18 protein-coding genes and 1 riboswitch are annotated in these 17875 nt (G+C 49.3%); of the genes, 7 read left to right on the top strand and 11 right to left on the bottom strand.

Annotated elements, in window-relative coordinates; genetic code table 11:
* Positions 1-90: 90 nt before the first annotated feature.
* The 4 genes from ACLIN2_RS19770 to dapD form a co-directional block, all read right to left on the bottom strand.
* Positions 91-687 carry a hypothetical protein gene (locus ACLIN2_RS19770; protein ID WP_411501899.1) on the bottom strand — a complete coding sequence of 199 codons (597 nt, stop codon included), beginning with the start codon at positions 685-687 and terminating at the stop codon, positions 91-93.
* 249 nt (positions 688-936) lie between these two features.
* Positions 937-2070: an N-acetyldiaminopimelate deacetylase gene (locus ACLIN2_RS19775; protein ID WP_411501900.1), complete on the bottom strand. Its 1134-nt coding sequence runs from the start codon at positions 2068-2070 to the stop codon at positions 937-939.
* A 4-nt stretch (positions 2071-2074) separates the two neighbouring features.
* Positions 2075-3286, bottom strand: coding sequence for an aspartate aminotransferase family protein (locus tag ACLIN2_RS19780; RefSeq protein ID WP_411501901.1), 1212 nt, complete (start codon positions 3284-3286; stop codon positions 2075-2077).
* A gap of 13 nt (positions 3287-3299) precedes the next feature.
* A complete protein-coding gene (gene dapD / locus ACLIN2_RS19785) occupies positions 3300-4010 on the bottom strand; it encodes a 2,3,4,5-tetrahydropyridine-2,6-dicarboxylate N-acetyltransferase (RefSeq protein WP_092267695.1) in 711 nt (236 codons plus the stop codon).
* Between the two features lie 212 nt (positions 4011-4222).
* A riboswitch (Lysine riboswitch) is annotated at positions 4223-4408 on the bottom strand.
* Between the two features lie 155 nt (positions 4409-4563).
* Between dapD and ACLIN2_RS19790 the strand changes: the two genes are divergently transcribed.
* Positions 4564-5007 carry a flavodoxin gene (locus ACLIN2_RS19790; RefSeq protein ID WP_092267694.1) on the top strand — a complete coding sequence of 148 codons (444 nt, stop codon included), beginning with the start codon at positions 4564-4566 and terminating at the stop codon, positions 5005-5007.
* Positions 5008-5090: 83 nt separating this feature from the next.
* Complete coding sequence (locus ACLIN2_RS19795; protein WP_122961751.1) at positions 5091-5639, top strand: GNAT family N-acetyltransferase; 549 nt, start codon at positions 5091-5093, stop codon at positions 5637-5639.
* Here ACLIN2_RS19795 and ACLIN2_RS19800 read toward each other — a convergent pair.
* The 3 genes from ACLIN2_RS19800 to ACLIN2_RS19810 are packed head-to-tail and all read right to left on the bottom strand — an operon-like array spanning position 5614 to position 8805.
* Positions 5614-6465 carry an EcsC family protein gene (locus ACLIN2_RS19800; protein WP_400587182.1) on the bottom strand — a complete coding sequence of 284 codons (852 nt, stop codon included), beginning with the start codon at positions 6463-6465 and terminating at the stop codon, positions 5614-5616. The two genes, ACLIN2_RS19795 and ACLIN2_RS19800, sit on opposite strands and share 26 nt — an antisense overlap.
* A gap of 38 nt (positions 6466-6503) precedes the next feature.
* Positions 6504-6692: a hypothetical protein gene (locus ACLIN2_RS19805; RefSeq protein ID WP_092267692.1), complete on the bottom strand. Its 189-nt coding sequence runs from the start codon at positions 6690-6692 to the stop codon at positions 6504-6506.
* A 55-nt stretch (positions 6693-6747) separates the two neighbouring features.
* Entirely contained in the window at positions 6748-8805 is a 2058-nt protein-coding gene (locus ACLIN2_RS19810) for a hypothetical protein (protein WP_411501902.1), read from the bottom strand.
* Between the two features lie 218 nt (positions 8806-9023).
* Here ACLIN2_RS19810 and ACLIN2_RS19815 point away from each other — a divergent pair, with 218 nt between their 5' ends.
* Both ACLIN2_RS19815 and ACLIN2_RS19820 read left to right on the top strand, forming a co-directional pair.
* Positions 9024-9809, top strand: coding sequence for a class I SAM-dependent methyltransferase (locus ACLIN2_RS19815; RefSeq protein ID WP_174769308.1), 786 nt, complete (start codon positions 9024-9026; stop codon positions 9807-9809).
* On the top strand, positions 9806-10477 hold the full coding sequence (locus ACLIN2_RS19820; RefSeq protein ID WP_411501903.1) for a hypothetical protein: 672 nt from the start codon (positions 9806-9808) through the stop codon (positions 10475-10477). Before ACLIN2_RS19815 ends, ACLIN2_RS19820 begins: the two co-directional genes overlap by 4 nt.
* Before the next feature lie 92 nt (positions 10478-10569).
* Here the strand turns inward: ACLIN2_RS19820 and ACLIN2_RS19825 are convergent, their stop codons facing one another.
* The 3 genes from ACLIN2_RS19825 to ACLIN2_RS19835 are packed head-to-tail and all read right to left on the bottom strand — an operon-like array spanning position 10570 to position 14282.
* Positions 10570-12084: an HlyD family efflux transporter periplasmic adaptor subunit gene (locus ACLIN2_RS19825; RefSeq protein ID WP_411501904.1), complete on the bottom strand. Its 1515-nt coding sequence runs from the start codon at positions 12082-12084 to the stop codon at positions 10570-10572.
* 21 nt (positions 12085-12105) lie between these two features.
* The gene (locus tag ACLIN2_RS19830; protein ID WP_092267688.1) at positions 12106-13557 is read right to left on the bottom strand and encodes an ABC transporter permease; all 1452 of its coding nucleotides are present in this window, start codon (positions 13555-13557) and stop codon (positions 12106-12108) included.
* 23 nt (positions 13558-13580) lie between these two features.
* Complete coding sequence (locus ACLIN2_RS19835) at positions 13581-14282, bottom strand: ABC transporter ATP-binding protein (RefSeq protein WP_400587172.1); 702 nt, start codon at positions 14280-14282, stop codon at positions 13581-13583.
* Between the two features lie 216 nt (positions 14283-14498).
* Here ACLIN2_RS19835 and ACLIN2_RS19840 point away from each other — a divergent pair, with 216 nt between their 5' ends.
* Together ACLIN2_RS19840 and pdxK are read left to right on the top strand one after the other, a co-directional pair.
* Complete coding sequence (locus ACLIN2_RS19840) at positions 14499-14672, top strand: hypothetical protein (protein ID WP_170184436.1); 174 nt, start codon at positions 14499-14501, stop codon at positions 14670-14672.
* A gap of 195 nt (positions 14673-14867) precedes the next feature.
* Positions 14868-15683, top strand: a complete 816-nt coding sequence (gene pdxK, locus ACLIN2_RS19845) for a pyridoxine/pyridoxal/pyridoxamine kinase (protein WP_411501905.1) — start codon at positions 14868-14870, stop codon at positions 15681-15683.
* A gap of 83 nt (positions 15684-15766) precedes the next feature.
* Here pdxK and rarD read toward each other — a convergent pair whose 3' ends face one another.
* Entirely contained in the window at positions 15767-16675 is a 909-nt protein-coding gene (rarD, locus tag ACLIN2_RS19850; protein WP_092267685.1) for an EamA family transporter RarD, read from the bottom strand.
* A gap of 255 nt (positions 16676-16930) precedes the next feature.
* On the opposite strand from rarD, the gene ACLIN2_RS19855 reads away from it, so the two are divergent.
* Positions 16931-17839 carry an EamA family transporter gene (locus ACLIN2_RS19855; protein WP_411501906.1) on the top strand — a complete coding sequence of 303 codons (909 nt, stop codon included), beginning with the start codon at positions 16931-16933 and terminating at the stop codon, positions 17837-17839.
* The last annotated feature ends 36 nt before the right edge of the window (positions 17840-17875 follow it).

Here is a 17875-nt window from a genome sequence, read left to right on the forward strand (position 1 = left end):
TTCATGTACTCGCTTTCACCATGTATATCGGCTTTTCCACCTATTATACCATGCGAACAAGCCACGTGGGAACGCAAACAAGCTATTATTTTATCTTCCAACTGTAAACGTGTTCTCGCCGACAACGATGTACGACTTGAATTGCTCGGTTTTCATCCGGACCTGAATCGTATACGTTCCATAGCTTTCCAGCTTCGTCGATACGAATGGCTCAGAAAAATAGAAGCTATTCGCATTCTGAGTGGAGTATTTCCATTCTTTCCCTTTGTCTACTTCTTTCCCTTCTGGTGAAATCAAGACGAGCTGCATACGCAAATCCTTGGCGACGGGCGCATTGTCAACCTCTACAAACGCATTAAAGGTACGCGGCACATTTTTATCGCTGTAGCCCTTGATCGGGTTGCTGAAAACGACGGTTTTATTCCGCGTTTGCTGAATCCCCTCTAACACCAGAATATTCACGTTTGGCTTAATAATTTCCATTTTCCCGGAGCCTTGATCGTAATTGGCGAACCCGCCCATTTTATTGACCAAATCCTCCACCGAATTGGCATTGGACGATCCCATACTGTTCACGATACGTTCTCCGCCCATGAATACTCTCATGGAGCCCTCGCCCAAAGCAGTGCTTCCTACTCCAGCCACAACAGTCAACGACAACAAGGCCGACAACCATGCTTTTTTCATGTCTTAGTCCTCCTGTATGTTTGCGCGGCAGCGCTTGTTATTCCGAATTTTTTCTTACTAGTTTATACGCCTAAACAAGCAAAAAGTTGTGGTCTTGCTCGAACTTTTTTCAACAATATCCACAGTATCCACAAGTTCAAAACAATCAGGAGGAAAGACTTATGCACAAGAGGTGTGAATAAGAAGGAAGTACCCTTGACAACAAAAGGAGCAGCCTCTACTAAGCTGCTCCTTCTATGGAAAAACAGGTTATGGTCTCTCAGACAGCTTGGTGAAGTAACGTGAGACGAGATGGATCGCCACCTCGATGGCATCTTCACTAGGCTCGATCTTGGAATGATGCAGGCCGTACGGGGTATTGACTCCAAGCCAGAACAAGAAGCCAGGAATTTCACTGAGGAAGTATCCGAAGTCTTCTCCGGTCATCGCTTCCTTGCAGTGAATCAGGGTCACGTCTGGGCATTCCTCGGAAACCCATTGCATGAACTCCTCCGTCAATGCCTCTTCATTATAAACCTGGCAATAGCCGCAGCCATAGTCGATGGTAGCCGTGCACGCAAAGCCCGCTTCTATCCCCTTGACCAGTGCTTCGATGCGACTTTTTACCCGAGCCATGGATTCCATCGAGAACGTACGGATGGTACCTTCGAGTCTGGCCCGCTCTGCGATGATATTTTGCTTCGTTCCGCTCTCGATTTTACCGACAGTGATGACCGCCGAATCCAGAGGGTCGATATTCCGGGAAACGATCGATTGCAGCTGCGTCAACAGATGGCTGCCAGCTACGACCATGTCATTCGCCTGATGAGGGAACGCCGCATGTCCGCCTTTTCCCACCAGATCCACAAACAATTCGGACGTATTGGCAAACAGAATGCCCGGCTTCGTCGCGATCTGTCCCACCGGATACTCTGGCGCGATGTGCAGGGCAAAAATGCAATCGGGTTTCCAAAGAGCAAACTCTTCACTCTGCATCATCGGCAAAGCGCCACCAGGGCCTTCTTCGGCTGGCTGAAAGAGAAACAGCAAATTGTCCGCAATCGGGTGATGAACAAAATGCGCCACTAATCCAAGGGCAATCGACATGTGCATGTCATGACCGCAAGCGTGCATAAAGCCTTCATGCAGGGAACGGAAAGGATAGGACGTCTCCTCAGCTATCGGGAGCCCGTCCATATCTGTACGCCATGCAATCGTGCGCTTTGGATCAGTCCCTGGAATTCTTACGAGAATCCCTGTACGCCACGTCTGAATCTGAACACGGTCCTGTGGCAGGCCTTCCAAATAGCGGAGCAAATATTGCTGGGTTTTCACTTCTTGAAACCCTGGCTCCGGTATTTGATGGAGGTCACGCCGAATCTGTACAAACGTAGATGTAGCCATTTGCCTACGCCTCCTGTGCCGGACTTGACGTTTTCAGCTGGCGCGCAAACACGGCAAGGAAGTGATCCACATCTTCTTTGGTGAGTGTGAGCGGCGGCAGCAATCGAACGATCGTCTTTTGCGTAACGTCGACCAAGATTCCTTCTTCGACCAAATTGCTCTGCAGACGGCTTGCTTCTTCAGGCGTGACAGATAGCGGGATCCCAACCATCATGCCCTTTCCGCGCAATGCTTGAAGCTGCTCGGGAAGCCTTGAACGCAAATCCTCCAAGCCAGACCACAGATACTCAATCACCTCAGCAACAGAAGAGGAAAAATCCGGGTCAAGCAGTTCATCCATCACTGCATTCCCAAGTGCAGCTGAAAGTGGCGATGGAGCAAATGTCGTACCGTGATCACCTGGCTTGAACTGCTTCATCAGCTTCGTTCCAGCGATCACCCCACCGAGAGGCAATCCGCCACCGACGCCTTTGGCGAAGAGAATCAGGTCTGGAGTCACTCCTGCATGCTGATAAGCAAATAGCTTACCGGTGCGACCCATGCCTGTTTGAATTTCGTCCATGGCAAACAACATGCCTTCTTCTCGGCAAATCGTTTCTACCTCGCGCAGGAACGATTCCGTGAGGGGAACTACACCACCCGATCCAAGCACGGGCTCCATCAAGACAGCTGCAGGTTTGGCTTCGCGACAGATGGCTCGAAGCCCCTCTGTATCTTCTGCATCCAGCTCATATACCGGGAATGCTGGTTGCGGGAAATCCTGATAGACATGGGCTTGTCTGGTTAGACGAACCGCTCCAAGCGTGCGGCCGTGGAAGCTGTTGCGCAGGACAACAATTCCTTCGCGACCTGCCCCATCCGTTTTCGTCCATTTGTGGATCAGTTTAATCGCCGATTCAGTCGCCTCTGCTCCCGAATTGGTGAAAAAGACTTTACCCGCAATGGTGTTCTCAACCAATCGCTGGGCCAATCGAATGGCTGGCTGGTTGAGAAACACGTTGGAGATATGCAAAAACAGATCGCCCTGCTCATGCAAAGCTCTCAAAACACGGGGATGGGAATGTCCGAGCACATTGACCGCAAGGCCGGTAAACAAGTCAAGATAGCTTTTGCCATTGGTGTCGTACAGGTAGTTGCCTTCGCCTTTTGCAATCGCAATAGGCAACCGTTTGTATGTGGATACAATGTATTGTTCATCGAGTGAGCGCCAATCCATGTTCCTGCACCCCTTACAGCTGACGTAGCTCCTGCTTGATTTCTGTCTTGGAACGAGTTTTTTCGTCGATTTGCTTGATCACACGTGCTGGTGTACCCGCTACTACTGTGTACGGCGGTACGTCTTCGATCACGACTGCACCTGCTGCTACAACTGCGCCTTTTCCTACGCGGATTCCCTCGAGGATGACTGCATTCGCGCCGATGAGAACATCGTCTTCAACCACAACTGGCTGTGCAGATGGTGGTTCGATTACGCCTGCAATGACAGAGCCTGCTCCGATATGGCAGTTTTTTCCGATTGTGCCACGGCCGCCTACTACAACGTTCATATCGATCATGGTGCCTTCACCAATCACTGCACCAATATTGATCGATGCCCCCATCATAATAACTGCGTTGTTTCCGATGGTTACTTGGTCGCGGATGATGGCACCTGGCTCGATGCGGGCTTGAATGCCTTTGGTATCCAGCAATGGAATCGCGGAATTGCGACGGTCACTTTCAACTACATAGTCTTCGATTTTCTCAGCGTTTTGAGCGAGTACCGGCTCGATTTCTTTCCACTCACCAAACACTACGCCGGTATTACCTGTGATGAATGCTTTTGCACTCGCCCCAAAATCGATGCCTTCCAAATTTCCTTTTACGTATAGTTTCACAGGGGTTTTCTTTTCGCTTTTTTGAATAAACGAGATAATTTCATTCGCATCCATCATGTTCACAGGTAGATCCTCCTTTTAGTCAAAACCATTTGAAAAATGTATGGCAAAGGCCGCTTCCCGAAACATAGGGGCGCATCGTTTGCCTGATGTAAATAAGCATGCCACATACATCCTTATTTACTAAAAAACCACTTCCAAAACAAGTTTTCCGAAGACGAAAAAAAGCAATGAGTGCATGCGCCAACTCATTGCTTTCGATATCTCGGCAGCAAATCGTAAATAGCGCTCCACAAGAGCCAGCCGCTCTCGTGACAGGATGATCATTTTTTACGAGCACCCCAACCCTTGTTATTCAGGGGAATAACAAAAGTTTCGGCGCCTTAGCCTTTCCTTCCTTCCCTGCCCCCGGACAGATTGCGAAAAGATGTACTCTTCCTCAGCGCACCTCTATTTAGACTAACTTTATTGATAATTTCACTTAACTCTACCAAAATCGCATCGGTGTGGCAACAGTTTCTGAGAAAGAAAAAATCCGTATTGACAAAGAGAATCATTTTCATTAATTTGTATCTGAGAATGATTTTCATTATCTGATTGGAGGACATTGAATTTTATGGCAAACATTTTGATGGTTTACGCAAGCATGTCAGGAAACACGCAAGAAATCGCGGAAGCAATCGCAGAAGGCGTTCGTTCCACGGGCGCTACGCTCGAAATAAAAGAAGTATTTGACGCAACAGCACAGGAGATGGAATCGTACGACGCGATTCTACTTGGGGCATATACGTGGGGAGATGGAGAGCTTCCGGATGAGTGCATGGATTTTTATGACGGCATGGATTCCATCAGTCTTGCCGGCAAAAAAGTTGCCGCTTTCGGTTCATGCGACTCCGCATATGAGCATGTCGGTGCCGCTGTAGACATTTTCTTGCAAAAAGCACGTGAATGCGATGCGGAAACACCTTTGGAGGGTTTGAAAATCGAGCTCGCCCCGACACCTAAGGAGGTCGAGGTTTGCAAAGCCTTTGGCGTATCCTTTGTTGAGCTCCTCGGCTAGCTCCAACGACCCTATCCTTTACAGCAGAAAGCGCATATGATAAAATTTTCCTCCCACATTTTTTGTTTGAGGAGGAAGAACCCTTGCAACTACATACGGATTCCATTTATTTGCGCCCTCTGCAAGAAAAAGACGTAGATGAGCTACTCGAACTGCGTGTACGAAATCATCCGTTTCTTCAGCCATTTGAGCCGATTCGCCCTGCTTCCTTCCATACCCGCGAAGGTCAGCAGGAGCAAATCGAGCAGTCTATTCGGGATTTTGCCAATGATCGCGGCTTTGCCTTCGGTGTTTTTTTGCAAGAAAACGAGCAAATGATCGGAAGGGTCGCTTTATCCAACGTAGTGCGAGGGGTATGGCAGAACGCTACATTGGGCTACTTCCTCGATCAATCGCACAATGGCAAAGGGTACACGACACAGGCTGTAAGGCTCGCCTTGCAATTCGCTTTTACTAAAGCCCAGTTGCACCGTGTTCAGGCTGGTGTGATGCCTCATAACGCAGGCTCAATCCGCGTGCTGGAAAAGAACGGGTTCCGCTATGAAGGAAAATCTTTACGGTACCTGAAAATCAACGGTGCCTGGGAAGACCATAACATGTATGCCATTACGGCTGAAGAGTGGACTTTGTAACGTCCACAGTCTCTTTGGCCTGTCTCAACCGCTCCAGGATGCGCCTCTTGCGGTACAGCATCATCCCCGCTTCGGCGACATCCTGAACGGTGGAGCGATTGAGGTAGGCACCAAAAAGGATACCTGCGATTGGAACCAGCTGAAACAGCTTCTTCCACCCGAAATTCTCCGTATAGGTCACCACGACCTCTCGCCATCCCTGCAGCTGGGCCATCACATCCTTTTGTGCCGCCGGATTGTCAAACTGCGAAAGCTCTTCGAGAATCGCCTTTTTTCCTACGATATCAGAAGAAGCAAACTGCAGACATTTCACGACAAACAAACGCTCCCGCTTCTCCTCAGGACGATAGCCGTAGCTGAGCGCCATCTCCTGCAAGACCTTCAACGAAGTACCCAGCAAAAGCGGTATATCCAGAGCAAGCGTGAAAATGCCGCCAATCCCCGTAGTTGCCCCCTGTACGGTAGCAAACGTAGAGCGTGACTCACTCAGCTCACGTGCTACATCATCCATCAATTTTACTGGAGCTTGTGCTGCCACATAAGCCACCTCACCTGAGGGCTGTCCTGCTCCTGCCATTCGCGAGCGAAACCTGCTGTACACCGCTTCATCTTGAACCAGATACGATCCGCCTGTCTCCAAAAAGACAGCCATCTCGTCAACGGCTGTTCCTAGCTTTTCCCGGACGAAATTCGGCGTGATTCGATCTAGAAGAACGAAAGGTAGGCGTCCAAGCTTTTCCCAAAACCAGAGATCCTTTTGCTCGCTCTCCCATTTCTCCACTTCTTTTAATCCCTGAAGTAATTGATCCTTTGTCTCTATCTCCATCTGTAGCCTCCTTGGGAAAAATCATCGTGTTCCTTATGTTACTCCTGCCGTTTCCACAAGCATTGATTTCGAAGGATCTGCTTTACGTATGCCTGCAGCTCTTCCGTCGAAGAAAATCGGGCAAACTCCTCTTTTTCTCTTACGATTCCCAGTTTAAAATGTTTCAGCTGTTCTCCTTCTACACGAAAACCAAACTTCTCTAGGACCGCTAGCTGTTCCTCGGTCATGAAGGTACCCTCCTATTGGAAAAACCCCCTGCTGGGCAGAGGGTTCCGTACAAGTTTATTTGACTTCGATCTTCAGAGTCATTTTCTGTTTCTTTTCTAATAGGTCGGTATCCTTCGTGTAGGATTTTCCGCCATATGTGACCTGGCACGTAAGATATTCCATAGTGTTGGTCACTTCGATCGAATAGACGCCGGGCTTACCATCCTGAAAATCGATAAGTTGCTTGACGTTTAATGAATCGACGCCTGTATCATCTGATCTGTCATCATCTCTTTTAGAGCGGGACGGTTTAATCGTAGTGAGTACTTTGTCATTATAAATGATCTTTACTTCATTACTGGATTGTATCGTCGCACCGCTACTCTCTTGTCTCGACCCGAGCGATGTTGCCCCGTCCTCCCAAACCAGATCAGGAACGTGGACGTAACGCCTGTCCGTCCTACTACTTGCGTTCAGAATGATTCGTTTCGTCCCTTTATTCACAACATGAGTCGACATGAGTACTAACTCTTCGAGATCGTTCAAATCGCTTTTCGAGTCCACTACAATATGGTCACCATCTTGATACTGTTGACCTTTTTTCGAAACCAATCTCAATGGAGTCGGGTAAGGGATTGCTCCAGAGTCCCCAATATCACAAGACGGTGCAGAAGAAATAGGACGAGAACTTTCTATGACTTGAATGTAACCGCACCAGGACTGATGGGGCTCACGTTTACTGTAATAATTGACCTTATAGCGTCCCGGATTAAAACTGGAAAGCTTGAGAGCTGTGTGATCCCCGTTTAGTTTGGATGCGTCAACTACTACATTATCCACTGCCCAAACGCCTGGTCCCTCATCATCATCTTCTTCGCTTCCAAACTCTACATGAGCAGCAGCAGTCGCAAGCCAAATGAGATGAACGGGATTTTGATACAGCCTTACGGTAGCACTCGTAGAATACAAATTTCGGCGTTCCACCATCAGGGACGATTTATCATTATTTTGCATCAATACGTCCATATTGGCAGTAGCCGTAGTAGGTTCACACACCGCAGGCGTACCAGGGACCTGGATTTGAATAGTAGAGCTTGTATCCATCTGTATTGCCTGTTCGTCTTTCCCTGTATTTGGCTCGTATGTCACACTAATCGTCAAGCCCGCCAACGTTTCTGGGATGACAACATCGAAATGCTGCGAGTCCGTCAGTGTCTGTCCAGTACCGTTCACCCACCATTTCCCCGGAAAAGGGGCATACAACGAAATGGTGTCCGGTGCTTTGGTAGCGCTAATTTTCTGATTGGGAGATAGCTTCTGTCCAGTTTCATTTGTCCCCATATATACTTCCGCTGGACCAACTTGAAGATTGACCATCCATGGTGTTAGTGCGCCGTCATCTGGTGTGAATACCACCTCGTATTTCCCGCCTTTAAGTGAACCCGAGGAAAACACGCTTCCCTTCACAGACCTCATTTCCGTATTGGTCGTTTTGTTTGACAAGCTCCACGTTCCAGCAATCTTACTGGAGAAAACCTTTGAACCAAACAAACCAAAAATAGCAACTGTATCCCCGGAAGGAATAGCATCGCCTGTCGCCTTTTCTCCTTCATAGATGTACGGATAATTCTGCTCTTCTACACGAAACCGTATATGCACCGTGCTTTTTTGCCCTTTCGCATCGGTCACGACAAAGGTCAGCGTATGTATGCCAGGAGATAGCTGCGCAGAAGGGATTGTAAATCGAGGGATCTGCCACTTCAAAGAAGCTTGCGCTGCTGTCTTTTCATTCTGGAAGGCCGTCAATTCCGTACCATCCAGGAATACTTCGCTCCTGCTTACATTTGTTCCACTTCCATAGGTCGTTTGCGTCACGTCAATATCTAGCGGGGTATCGGGGGGAAGGATAAACTCGTCATTTTTCACCCAATTCCATCCACCAGCCGACAAGCCAGCGACCTGAAAATCATTAAAAACGATCATGTCATGAATCGGCTTTTGCACAGGCGCAGGTGCCTGACTGGTCCGCTTCATCGTTGTAGTCGCCCCCATGGCTGGCGAAACCGTTGCACCTGACAGAAGGCTGCCAGTAGCCAGACACACTAAAAGCGCTGATACAACCCATTTTTTCAATTGATGTCCTCTCACTTTCTCTACTTCATATTCTACTGGTTACCATTCGACAAATTTAGCCTTTTCTCCTTTTTGTTTCTTGACAGGGAAAACTTCCCTCCATCTCCTTCGCTCAACTACCGCCGCCTAGATATAGGAAAATACTATAAACATGATAATTTATATAGATTTGACGAATACCTACCTAGCTGGTAAAACTAGGTCAAGGAGGGATTCTCGTGACGCAAACCAACCAATGGAACGCAACCCACTACGATGAAAAAATGAACTTCGTTTCTCATTATGGCAGAGGATTGATTGACTGGCTACAACCGGTTTCCGGAGAAAGCATTTTGGATATCGGGTGCGGGACTGGAGATCTGACTGCCCAGCTGGCCGAAAGTGGGGCGCATGTAGAGGGGACCGACTTTTCCCCTGCCATGATCGAAGCTGCTCGTACGAAGTACCCTGGTCTGTCGTTTCAGATCGCTGATGCTCATACATTTCGCTCGTCCAAACAGTACGATGCAGTCTTTTCCAATGCCGCCCTGCATTGGATGAAGCGTCCGGAATCTGTCGTGGAATCCGTTTGGCTGGCTCTGAAACCCGGCGGACGATTCGTGGCAGAGTTCGGTGGAAAAGACAACTGCAAGCAGGTTACCGATGCCCTGCATACCGCTCTTGGTGCGAGAGGGATTTCTTCCGACGATCGCTTTCCCTGGTACTTCCCTAGTATCGGTGAATATACGACACTCTTAGAACGTCAAGGGTTTCGGGTCGTTCTCTCCTCTCATTTTGACAGACCCACTCTCATGCCAGACGGCGACCGAGGATTGCGGCATTGGCTGGATTCGTTTTGCAGTCCTTTTTTCACGGGCCTGACCGCCGCAGAAATTGATGAGGTTTGCACCGAGATCAGCGAGCTTTTGCGTCCAGTGCTCTATCAGAATGGTCAGTGGTATGTCGACTACAAGCGCATCCGTGTAATTGCCCACAAGCCAAGTAATATGGAGGCACATGTATGAAAAAGGTCGCTTGCCTGCACGGTCATCATTCGAATATCGCGCTTGTGGATGATGCTTTTTCGCAATGGAAGGTAGAGCTTGCCCACTACGTCGATCCCGGATTGCTTTTGCAAGCGACCAAAAGTCAGCCGCCAACGCGCGCGGAAGCCGAAGCGAAGCTGGACAGTCAGCTCTCCTGGATGCAAGCGAGCACGCCGGACGCCATCGTCATCACATGCACGCAATACGCAGCCACGCTGACATCCGAGCACGAATCTGAACGAGACATCCCGATCTTTACCATCGATGGACCCTTTTTAGAAGAAGCTGCTAGACGTTCAGGCAAGCAAACCATCCTGTTCACCAATCCTGCCACTGTCAAACCCACCATGGACCGATTATGGCAGCAGGCTGCTATGCACAGATGCACTCCCCAGATCAGCATTCATTTGATTGATGGAGCGTTTTCCCTGATCATGGAGAATAAGCAGCAAGCTTACCAGGAGATCCTCTGGGAAACCATGCTAGCCCTATCCGAGGAGGATTCCATCCTGTCGGCAGCCCAGCTGTCCATGGCTCCCGCCGCACGCCAATTTCGTCAGGAGAAAGGTATCTTCATCTCAGATCCCCTACAGAGTTTGACGGATAAAATGGTTCAAACGCTGCCCTTATCCCCTGCTTCCTTTTAAAAAAAGAAGTTCGATAAAAAAACATCCTCGTGCTATGCATGCAGCAAACATGCAGCCCGAGGATGTTTTTGTGACTTCTATGCCATTATGGATCAGACATTGGTCACCAGTACCTCTGCCCCTTCTTCCAACCCGCTCTTGATCTCGATAAAATCCGAGCCCTCCACACCGATCTCTACTTCTTTTGGAGACGGCTGACCTGTTGCAGGATCCTTGATCATGACGGTGCCTTTGCCTTCTTCCATTACCTCAACAGCATTCAAAGGAAGCCGTTTTACCTGGTCCTTCTGCTCCACGTAAATATCGCAGTCACCCGTCATGCCATGCTTCATTTCACTGGTTTCACTCAATTCGACCTTCACGGCAAACCGTACCGATTTGTCTTCCTTGGTGCCTTCTTTCGGGATTTCGATTACCTTGCCTTTAAATGGACGATTGCCAAATGCCGTTACGTACACATCCACGCTCTGTCCCATCTTGATCGCCGGAATATCAATCTCATCCACCGCGGCAAGAAAGTAGACAGATGTCGCATCCATGATCACTACAGCAGGCTCTCCTGAGGTTGGGGTTTCCCCTTCCTTTACATTCAGCTTGGTAATGACTCCGGTAATCGGTGCCTCCACTTGCTTTTTCGCGATCTCGCGCTTCTTCTGTTCCATCGTCAGTAGCGATTCTTTGAGTGCGAGCTCTTTTTCCCGCAGCTCCAGCTCGGATGACGTCATATCCATTTTAAACAAAAGTTGTCCGACCTTGATCTCGTCGTCCTTCTCCACCTCGACCTTTCCAATCTTTCCATGAGTCCCTGCCAAAAGCTCCATTTCGTCAGGCAGCTCAAACGGCGTAGCCATCTGGCTCGCGTACAGTACACCCTTGGCATCGGTGAACTGGACTTCCCCCATGTCCCCGACATAAAGGGCACCCGGTTTTTTCACCAGCACTTCCACATTGTGCACGCCGCCGATTCCTTTTTCTTTTTGTCCTACCAGATCGATATCGGTTATCGTCCCGTCCACGTAATACAAAGAGGCGGTAACGAATACCTTTACCTTTTGACCAATCCGGAATTGCTCCGCTTCATATGCACTAAACTTCCCTGTTATTTTCAAATAGTCGGTGTTCGTCAGCTTGGCAACCACGGAATCCGGCGTGACCACATCGCCTTCCTTTACCAGCACTTCCTTGACCTTCCCCATCCTATCTGCCAGGATTCGATCTTTCTTTTGCTTGAGCTCATCCAGTTCCTTCTGGGCACGGAGTATGCTCAGCTCCTGTTTTTGGAGCTCCAGCTGTGCGTCCGTACTATCTACCGTAAACAGCACGTCCCCTTTTTTCACGGACTGCCCTTCGCTGACCAGCAGGCGCTCGACCTTGCCGCTGATCTCCGGTTTTACTTCTTCCCGTGCTTTTGCCTCAACGGTACCGGATGCAAAAATCGTCTTTTTGACTTCCCCTACGTCGACCATCGCAGTAGGAAAAGATGGCTGCTCCTGCGGCTGCTCTTCCGTTGCCACATCCTTTGCCTTCATGGCGGTGTATCCATAGTAGCCGCCTCCACCTAATACAACTACGACTGCCCCGATAATGATCCACTTCTTCTTGTTCATTCTCTCGTTCCTCACATTTCCTTATTCAGATCGGATCGCCTGCAGGGCACTCAAACGCGAAGCCCTAATCGCAGGGAAAATACCTGCCAATAAACCGATAACAAAAGAAAAACCGATGGCAAACAGGGCTAACCACCCCGGAATAACGGCGAGCTTCGCGGCGGCTTCTCCTTCGGCGCCCCTGCCGTAGCCCATGTTCAAATTGTCCATGAGTCCACCTGCTGAGCCGAAGTAGTTGACCACCTCGACGGCTCCCCATGCCAGTCCAAGCCCCGTCAATCCGCCGATCAGTCCGATGAAGCCAGACTCCATCAGAAACAGCCAGCGAATATTGAGAACAGTAGCTCCGATTACTTTCATAATTCCGATCTCTTTGGTACGCTCCAGAATGGACATAATCATCGTATTGACGATACCAATCGTCGCGACCAGAAGGGAAATAGCTGCGATACCACCCAATACGAGCTGAATGACAAAGAAAAACTTGTTGATCGTCTCCAGCTCCCGGGCAGGGGACCACACTTCATAGCCCTTTTCCTTTAGCGCTTTTACAACGCTCTCTACCTTCTCACGAGACTCGACCTTTACCGTCAGCTGATCAAACTCAAAGTGGTCCTGCTTGGCTTCTTCGCGAGTACGGCGTGTGGAGCCTTCCGCCATCTCGTCACCCCTGCCCCGGTTGACCCAATCGTTCAACTCCTTGACGACGCTGATCGGTACGTAGACGGCTGTGGAATAACGCTGGTTGTCAGACTTTTGCAATTGTCCAACCACCCTTACGCGCATCTCTTTCTTTTCGTACTTGGGCTCATCATCAACACGGTACTCCCGCGACAGGACAATCGTGGCTGCCTTATCCACGAGATTGAGCGCAGTCGGGGCCCCTCCCCCCATATCCGGCGGAGGCATCGCGGAAGGGCCATTTTTTCTCGCATCGACATTACTGCGGCGCGCCTCCCGTTTTTCCTTTTCCACATCGCGCATTTCTCGCGGCACATCGTAGGCGATGACGACCTCTTGCGGAGAACCCGATAAATAGGTACCCTTTTCTACATCGTTTTTGCGGTAGGCTGCTGACTCGTTGACATCGACCCCGATCAGCTCCACATAACCTTCCCGGCGACCCACCTTCAGCTTTGCCTGCTCCTGGAGGCGCTTTACCGGCATGACTGCCGCAATACCGGGAATTTTCTTCAATTCCTGAACCGCTTCGAAATTCAGCTTCTTTCGTTCATCATCCGGAATGACTCGATCCTCTTCCGGTATGTAATACATCGGCTCTACGTCCATCTCAGTCAAATTGCCGAAATTCTCCAAGCTTTTGACAGCATTCTCTTTCAACCCGAGACTCAAAGCAATCATCGCGACGATCGCCGCAGTTCCGATCATGACCCCGACCGAAGTGAGGGCAGTACGCAATTTCATGCGCCACAGATTTCGCCAAACAATGCGAAAAGAATCCATTACTTTCACAAACGTTCACCTCATACCCTCTTCTACGCTGGTCTTGTCCTTTTTTGTACGACACGTCCGTCCTGCAAATAGATGACCCTGTCGGATTGTTCAGCTACCTCTTGCTCATGGGTAACGATGATGAACGTCGTTTTGTTTTCCTTGTTCATTTGCCGCATGAGTGTCAGAATCTCCTGCTCGGTTTTGCTGTCCAAGTTCCCCGTAGGCTCGTCTGCCAGAATGATACTCGGCTGATTAACCAATGCCCGTGCAATACTGACACGCTGCTGCTGTCCACCGCTCAATTCATTGGGCTTGTGGTCCAGTCTTCCGGTCAAGCCCACATGCTCGAGGATCTCTTTCGCTCGCGCTCGTCGCTTGCGGACACTTTCCCCTGCAAAAATCAACGGAAGCTCGACGTTTTCCAGCGCCGTCAAATTGGGAAGCAAATTGTAGGATTGAAAAATAAAGCCCATGCTCTTACGCCGGAACAAGCACAGCTCATTCTCACTGTAGCGCGATATTTCCTCCCCACTTACCATTACACTGCCCTCATCCGGTTTGGTTAACCCTGCCAGCAAATTCAGTAATGTCGATTTGCCAGATCCCGAGGAACCGCACAGGGCAACGAACTCCCCTTTACTAATGTGCAGATTGATATCGAACAGTACGGGAACTTTTATCTTTCCTGTCCCGTAGCTGTGATTCACTCCTGTCACTGTCAGCTCTCCTGCTGCATTTTTCATCTCTGCTACGCCCCTCATCACTTGCTCAAAATGGAAAATTTGGGTACACATTTATAGACGTGAGAGCGGTAAAAACGTAACAGGCAACTGCCAATATTTTTCAAGTTCACATGGATGCAACATGTTCTTCAAAATAATGTAACAAACCCATAACCTTTTTCGTACTTATCACTGATACACTAAGGATGTGAAGAAAACACGAGAGGGCAGATAAAGATGACCATCTATCGATTTATGTTTGAAACCGCCACACGCAAATGGGTTGAGATCATCAAGGCACCGAGCATGTTTGAAGCAGCGAAGCAAGCGAAACAGCTGGCATCTGCACGCGCGAAATCCATGTCTACGTCCATCAGCTTCTCTTTTCATCACGCTGCTTCCATAAAATAAAAGATACCCATTCGAAGACGACCGCTTATCCGCAAAACCGGAGAGCGGTTTTTTTGCATTTACGGGAATATTATTGACACCGCCGTATTTTTCCTTTTCAATAGAGATATAACAAAACAGTCCAGTACAGTACGTAAATCCGTCACCGAACGGGAATCGTACATTCCTACTCAACTACAAAGGGAGATAAGAAAAATGACCATGCGTAAAGCACTCACAATCGCCGGTTCCGATACGAGCGGCGGAGCTGGCCAACAGGCTGACCTCAAAACCTTTCAGGAGCTTGGCGTATTCGGAATGACCGCTCTCACCGTTATCGTTGCACAAGACCCTCACAATGGCTGGCATCATGATGTGTTCCCGATTGATGTAGCCGTGCTCGAAAAACAGCTGGAAACCGTACTCGCAGGGATCGGCGTAGACGCGACGAAAACCGGCATGCTGGGAACGACTGAGCTGGTTGAGCTGGCTGCCCGCAAAATCGAGCAATTCCAACTGAAAAACGTCGTAGTCGATCCAGTCATGATTTGCAAAGGTGCTGACGAAGCCCTCCATCCAGAGATCGCGATCAGCCTGCGCGAAGTTTTGCTGCCTCGCGCAACCGTAGCGACGCCAAACCTTTTTGAAGCCGGAATCCTGAGCGGACTGGGCGCACTGAAAAGCGTAGAAGATATGAAAGAAGCCGCGAAACGCATTCACGACTTCGGAACTTCCTATGTAGTGGTAAAAGGCGGCAGCAAGCTGCAACATGGAAATGCTGTTGACGTTTACTATGATGGACAATCCGTTGAGGTGCTGGAATCGGAGCGCTTCGACACTACCTTCACTCACGGTGCAGGCTGCACGTATTCCGCTGCAATCTGTGCGGAGCTGGCGAAAGGAAATTCCGTTCGCGAAGCCGTGAATGTTGCCAAGGACTTTATCACAGAAGCCATCCGACATTCGTTTGCACTCAATCAATACGTGGGACCCACAAACCACGGGGCTTATCGCAGTTCCAAGCAGGCGTAAGCCGTCATCCCTTTTCCATTTCATAAAAAAACTCCTGATTCGCCAGGCAAAATGCCGGTGGTTCAGGAGTTTTCTTTTTCTGATCACGCTTGCTCTTTTACTGCTTGATCCGTTTTCAACGGTACGTTCACCGTTTTCTTTTTCATGGAGCTAAGGGTAAAGACGATGATCGCTCCCCAGATCAGGGAGAACGATATGAAATGCGTAGTCGTGAACGCTTCCCCAAACAAGAAAACAGCGCTCAACAGCTGGATGGTCGGCGACAAATATTGAATAAAGCCCAACGTCGACAATGGCAGGCGCTTGGTCGCTTGCGCAAACCAGTACAACGGCATGGCAGTCCCTACTCCTGCAAGTAGAAGCAAAACAAATTTCCACCACTCCAGTGCAAACGCGGTACCTGTGCCGTTCATTTCAATGATAAACAGGTAGATAAGCGAAAGCGGCGTTACAAAAACGGTTTCCCATGCCAGACCGAACATCGCCTCGAGATTGACCAGCTTTTTCGCCAATCCATAAAAGGCAAAGGTCAAAGCGAGCGATAGAGCCACCCACGGCACCTGACCATACTCGACCGTGATGAAAATAACCCCAAGTGCAGCCATTCCCAGTGCCACCCACTGTCCGATGCCGAGCTTTTCTTTCAAAAAGATGACACCCAGCAATACGCTGATCAAAGGGTTCATGTAATAGCCGAGACTCGCTTCCATCACGTGATCATTGGTAACAGCCCAAATGTACAGCAGCCAGTTGGCACTGATTAGCATGGAGCACAGGAACAGCGCTCCCTTTAGCTTCGCTCCGGGCGCCGCCGCCCATAACGGCTTCCAACGCTTCGTAATGACAATAATGAAAAGAACAAAAATGAGTGACCATACTATTCGGTGGGCCAAAATTTCCAATGACCCCATGCTTTGAAATAGCTTCCAGTAAAACGGAAGCATTCCCCAAGCCAAGTACGCCACAATCCCGTACAAGACCCCTTGTTTCATCTCTGTGCCTCCACGTATGCCAGACTTATGGTAGTAGTGTAACGGAATTACTGGTAGATCGCTATGTATTAACAGCGAGCATACGTACCGAAGTTCACCTTTTAGTCCACTGCTGTGGTAACAAAGCAGCAGAGCATTTTGCTACCATAGTAACCAGATAAAGCGAGTCGCAATTTTTCATTGTACCAATAAATCACCTGTAGTACAATAGGTTTTATTCATAAAAGTTCACTATTTCAGAAGGGAATTTCACCTATGACATACTGGAAATCGGTGCTATTGGTTTTACTGGGTGCTTGCAGCTACGGAGTTCTGTCCTTATTTATGAAGCTATCCTTTCAGGCCGGATTCACCCCTTATGAGATGAGCAGTAGTCAATTGATCTTAGGCGGACTGATCATGTCCATCATGGCTCTGTTCTTTTCCAAGCAGCGCTTCCAATGGAAATATGTGCTGAAGCTCATTCCTGTCAGCTTGATGATGGCATCGTCCAGCTTCTTTTACCATCAAGCCGTCAGTCAAATGTCTGCATCACTCGCTATCGTTTTTTTCTTTCAGTTCACCTGGATCGGGGTCCTTTTGGAATCTGTCGCGCAGCGCAAGTGGCCATCTCCTGCTAAATGGGTATCGATCGTGATGCTCGGGATCGGAACCGTCTTTGCGAGTGGCCTCGGAGAGTCAGGATGGCAGACCATCAGCTTGACGGGACTCGCATGCGGACTTCTGTCAGGAGCGACCTTTGCCTTTGTCATCTTTTTTAGCGGCCGGATTCTGGCGGACATGAATCCGTACCTGCGAAGTGCCATTTCAATTAGCTTGGCGTCGGTCATGATTTCGATCGTCTATCCTCCCGCTTTTCTGATAAATGGACGCTTACTGGAAGGCTTGCTGCCATTCGGACTGCTCGTCGCTCTCTTCGGTTCCGTCATTCCGATCTTCTGTTTGTCGGTGGGCGTGCCTCGCATTGGCAACGGACTTGCGACCATTCTCAGTGCAGCGGAACTGCCAGCGGTCGTTCTCCTGTCCAGCTTCGTCCTGCGTGAGTCGGTGTCGCTGTCGCAATGGGGCGGGGTCCTGATGATCCTCGCAGCGATCGGCATGCCCCAGATCAAATGGAAGCAGATTCTGATGCCTGCACAGACTGTTCAAAAGAAAAGCGCGTAATACTCACTGCAAAAAGGCGTGTGGAACCCATTGGTT

It is taken from the genome of Brevibacillus centrosporus (assembly GCF_046622605.1).
GTDB classification, from domain to species: domain Bacteria; phylum Bacillota; class Bacilli; order Brevibacillales; family Brevibacillaceae; genus Brevibacillus; species Brevibacillus centrosporus.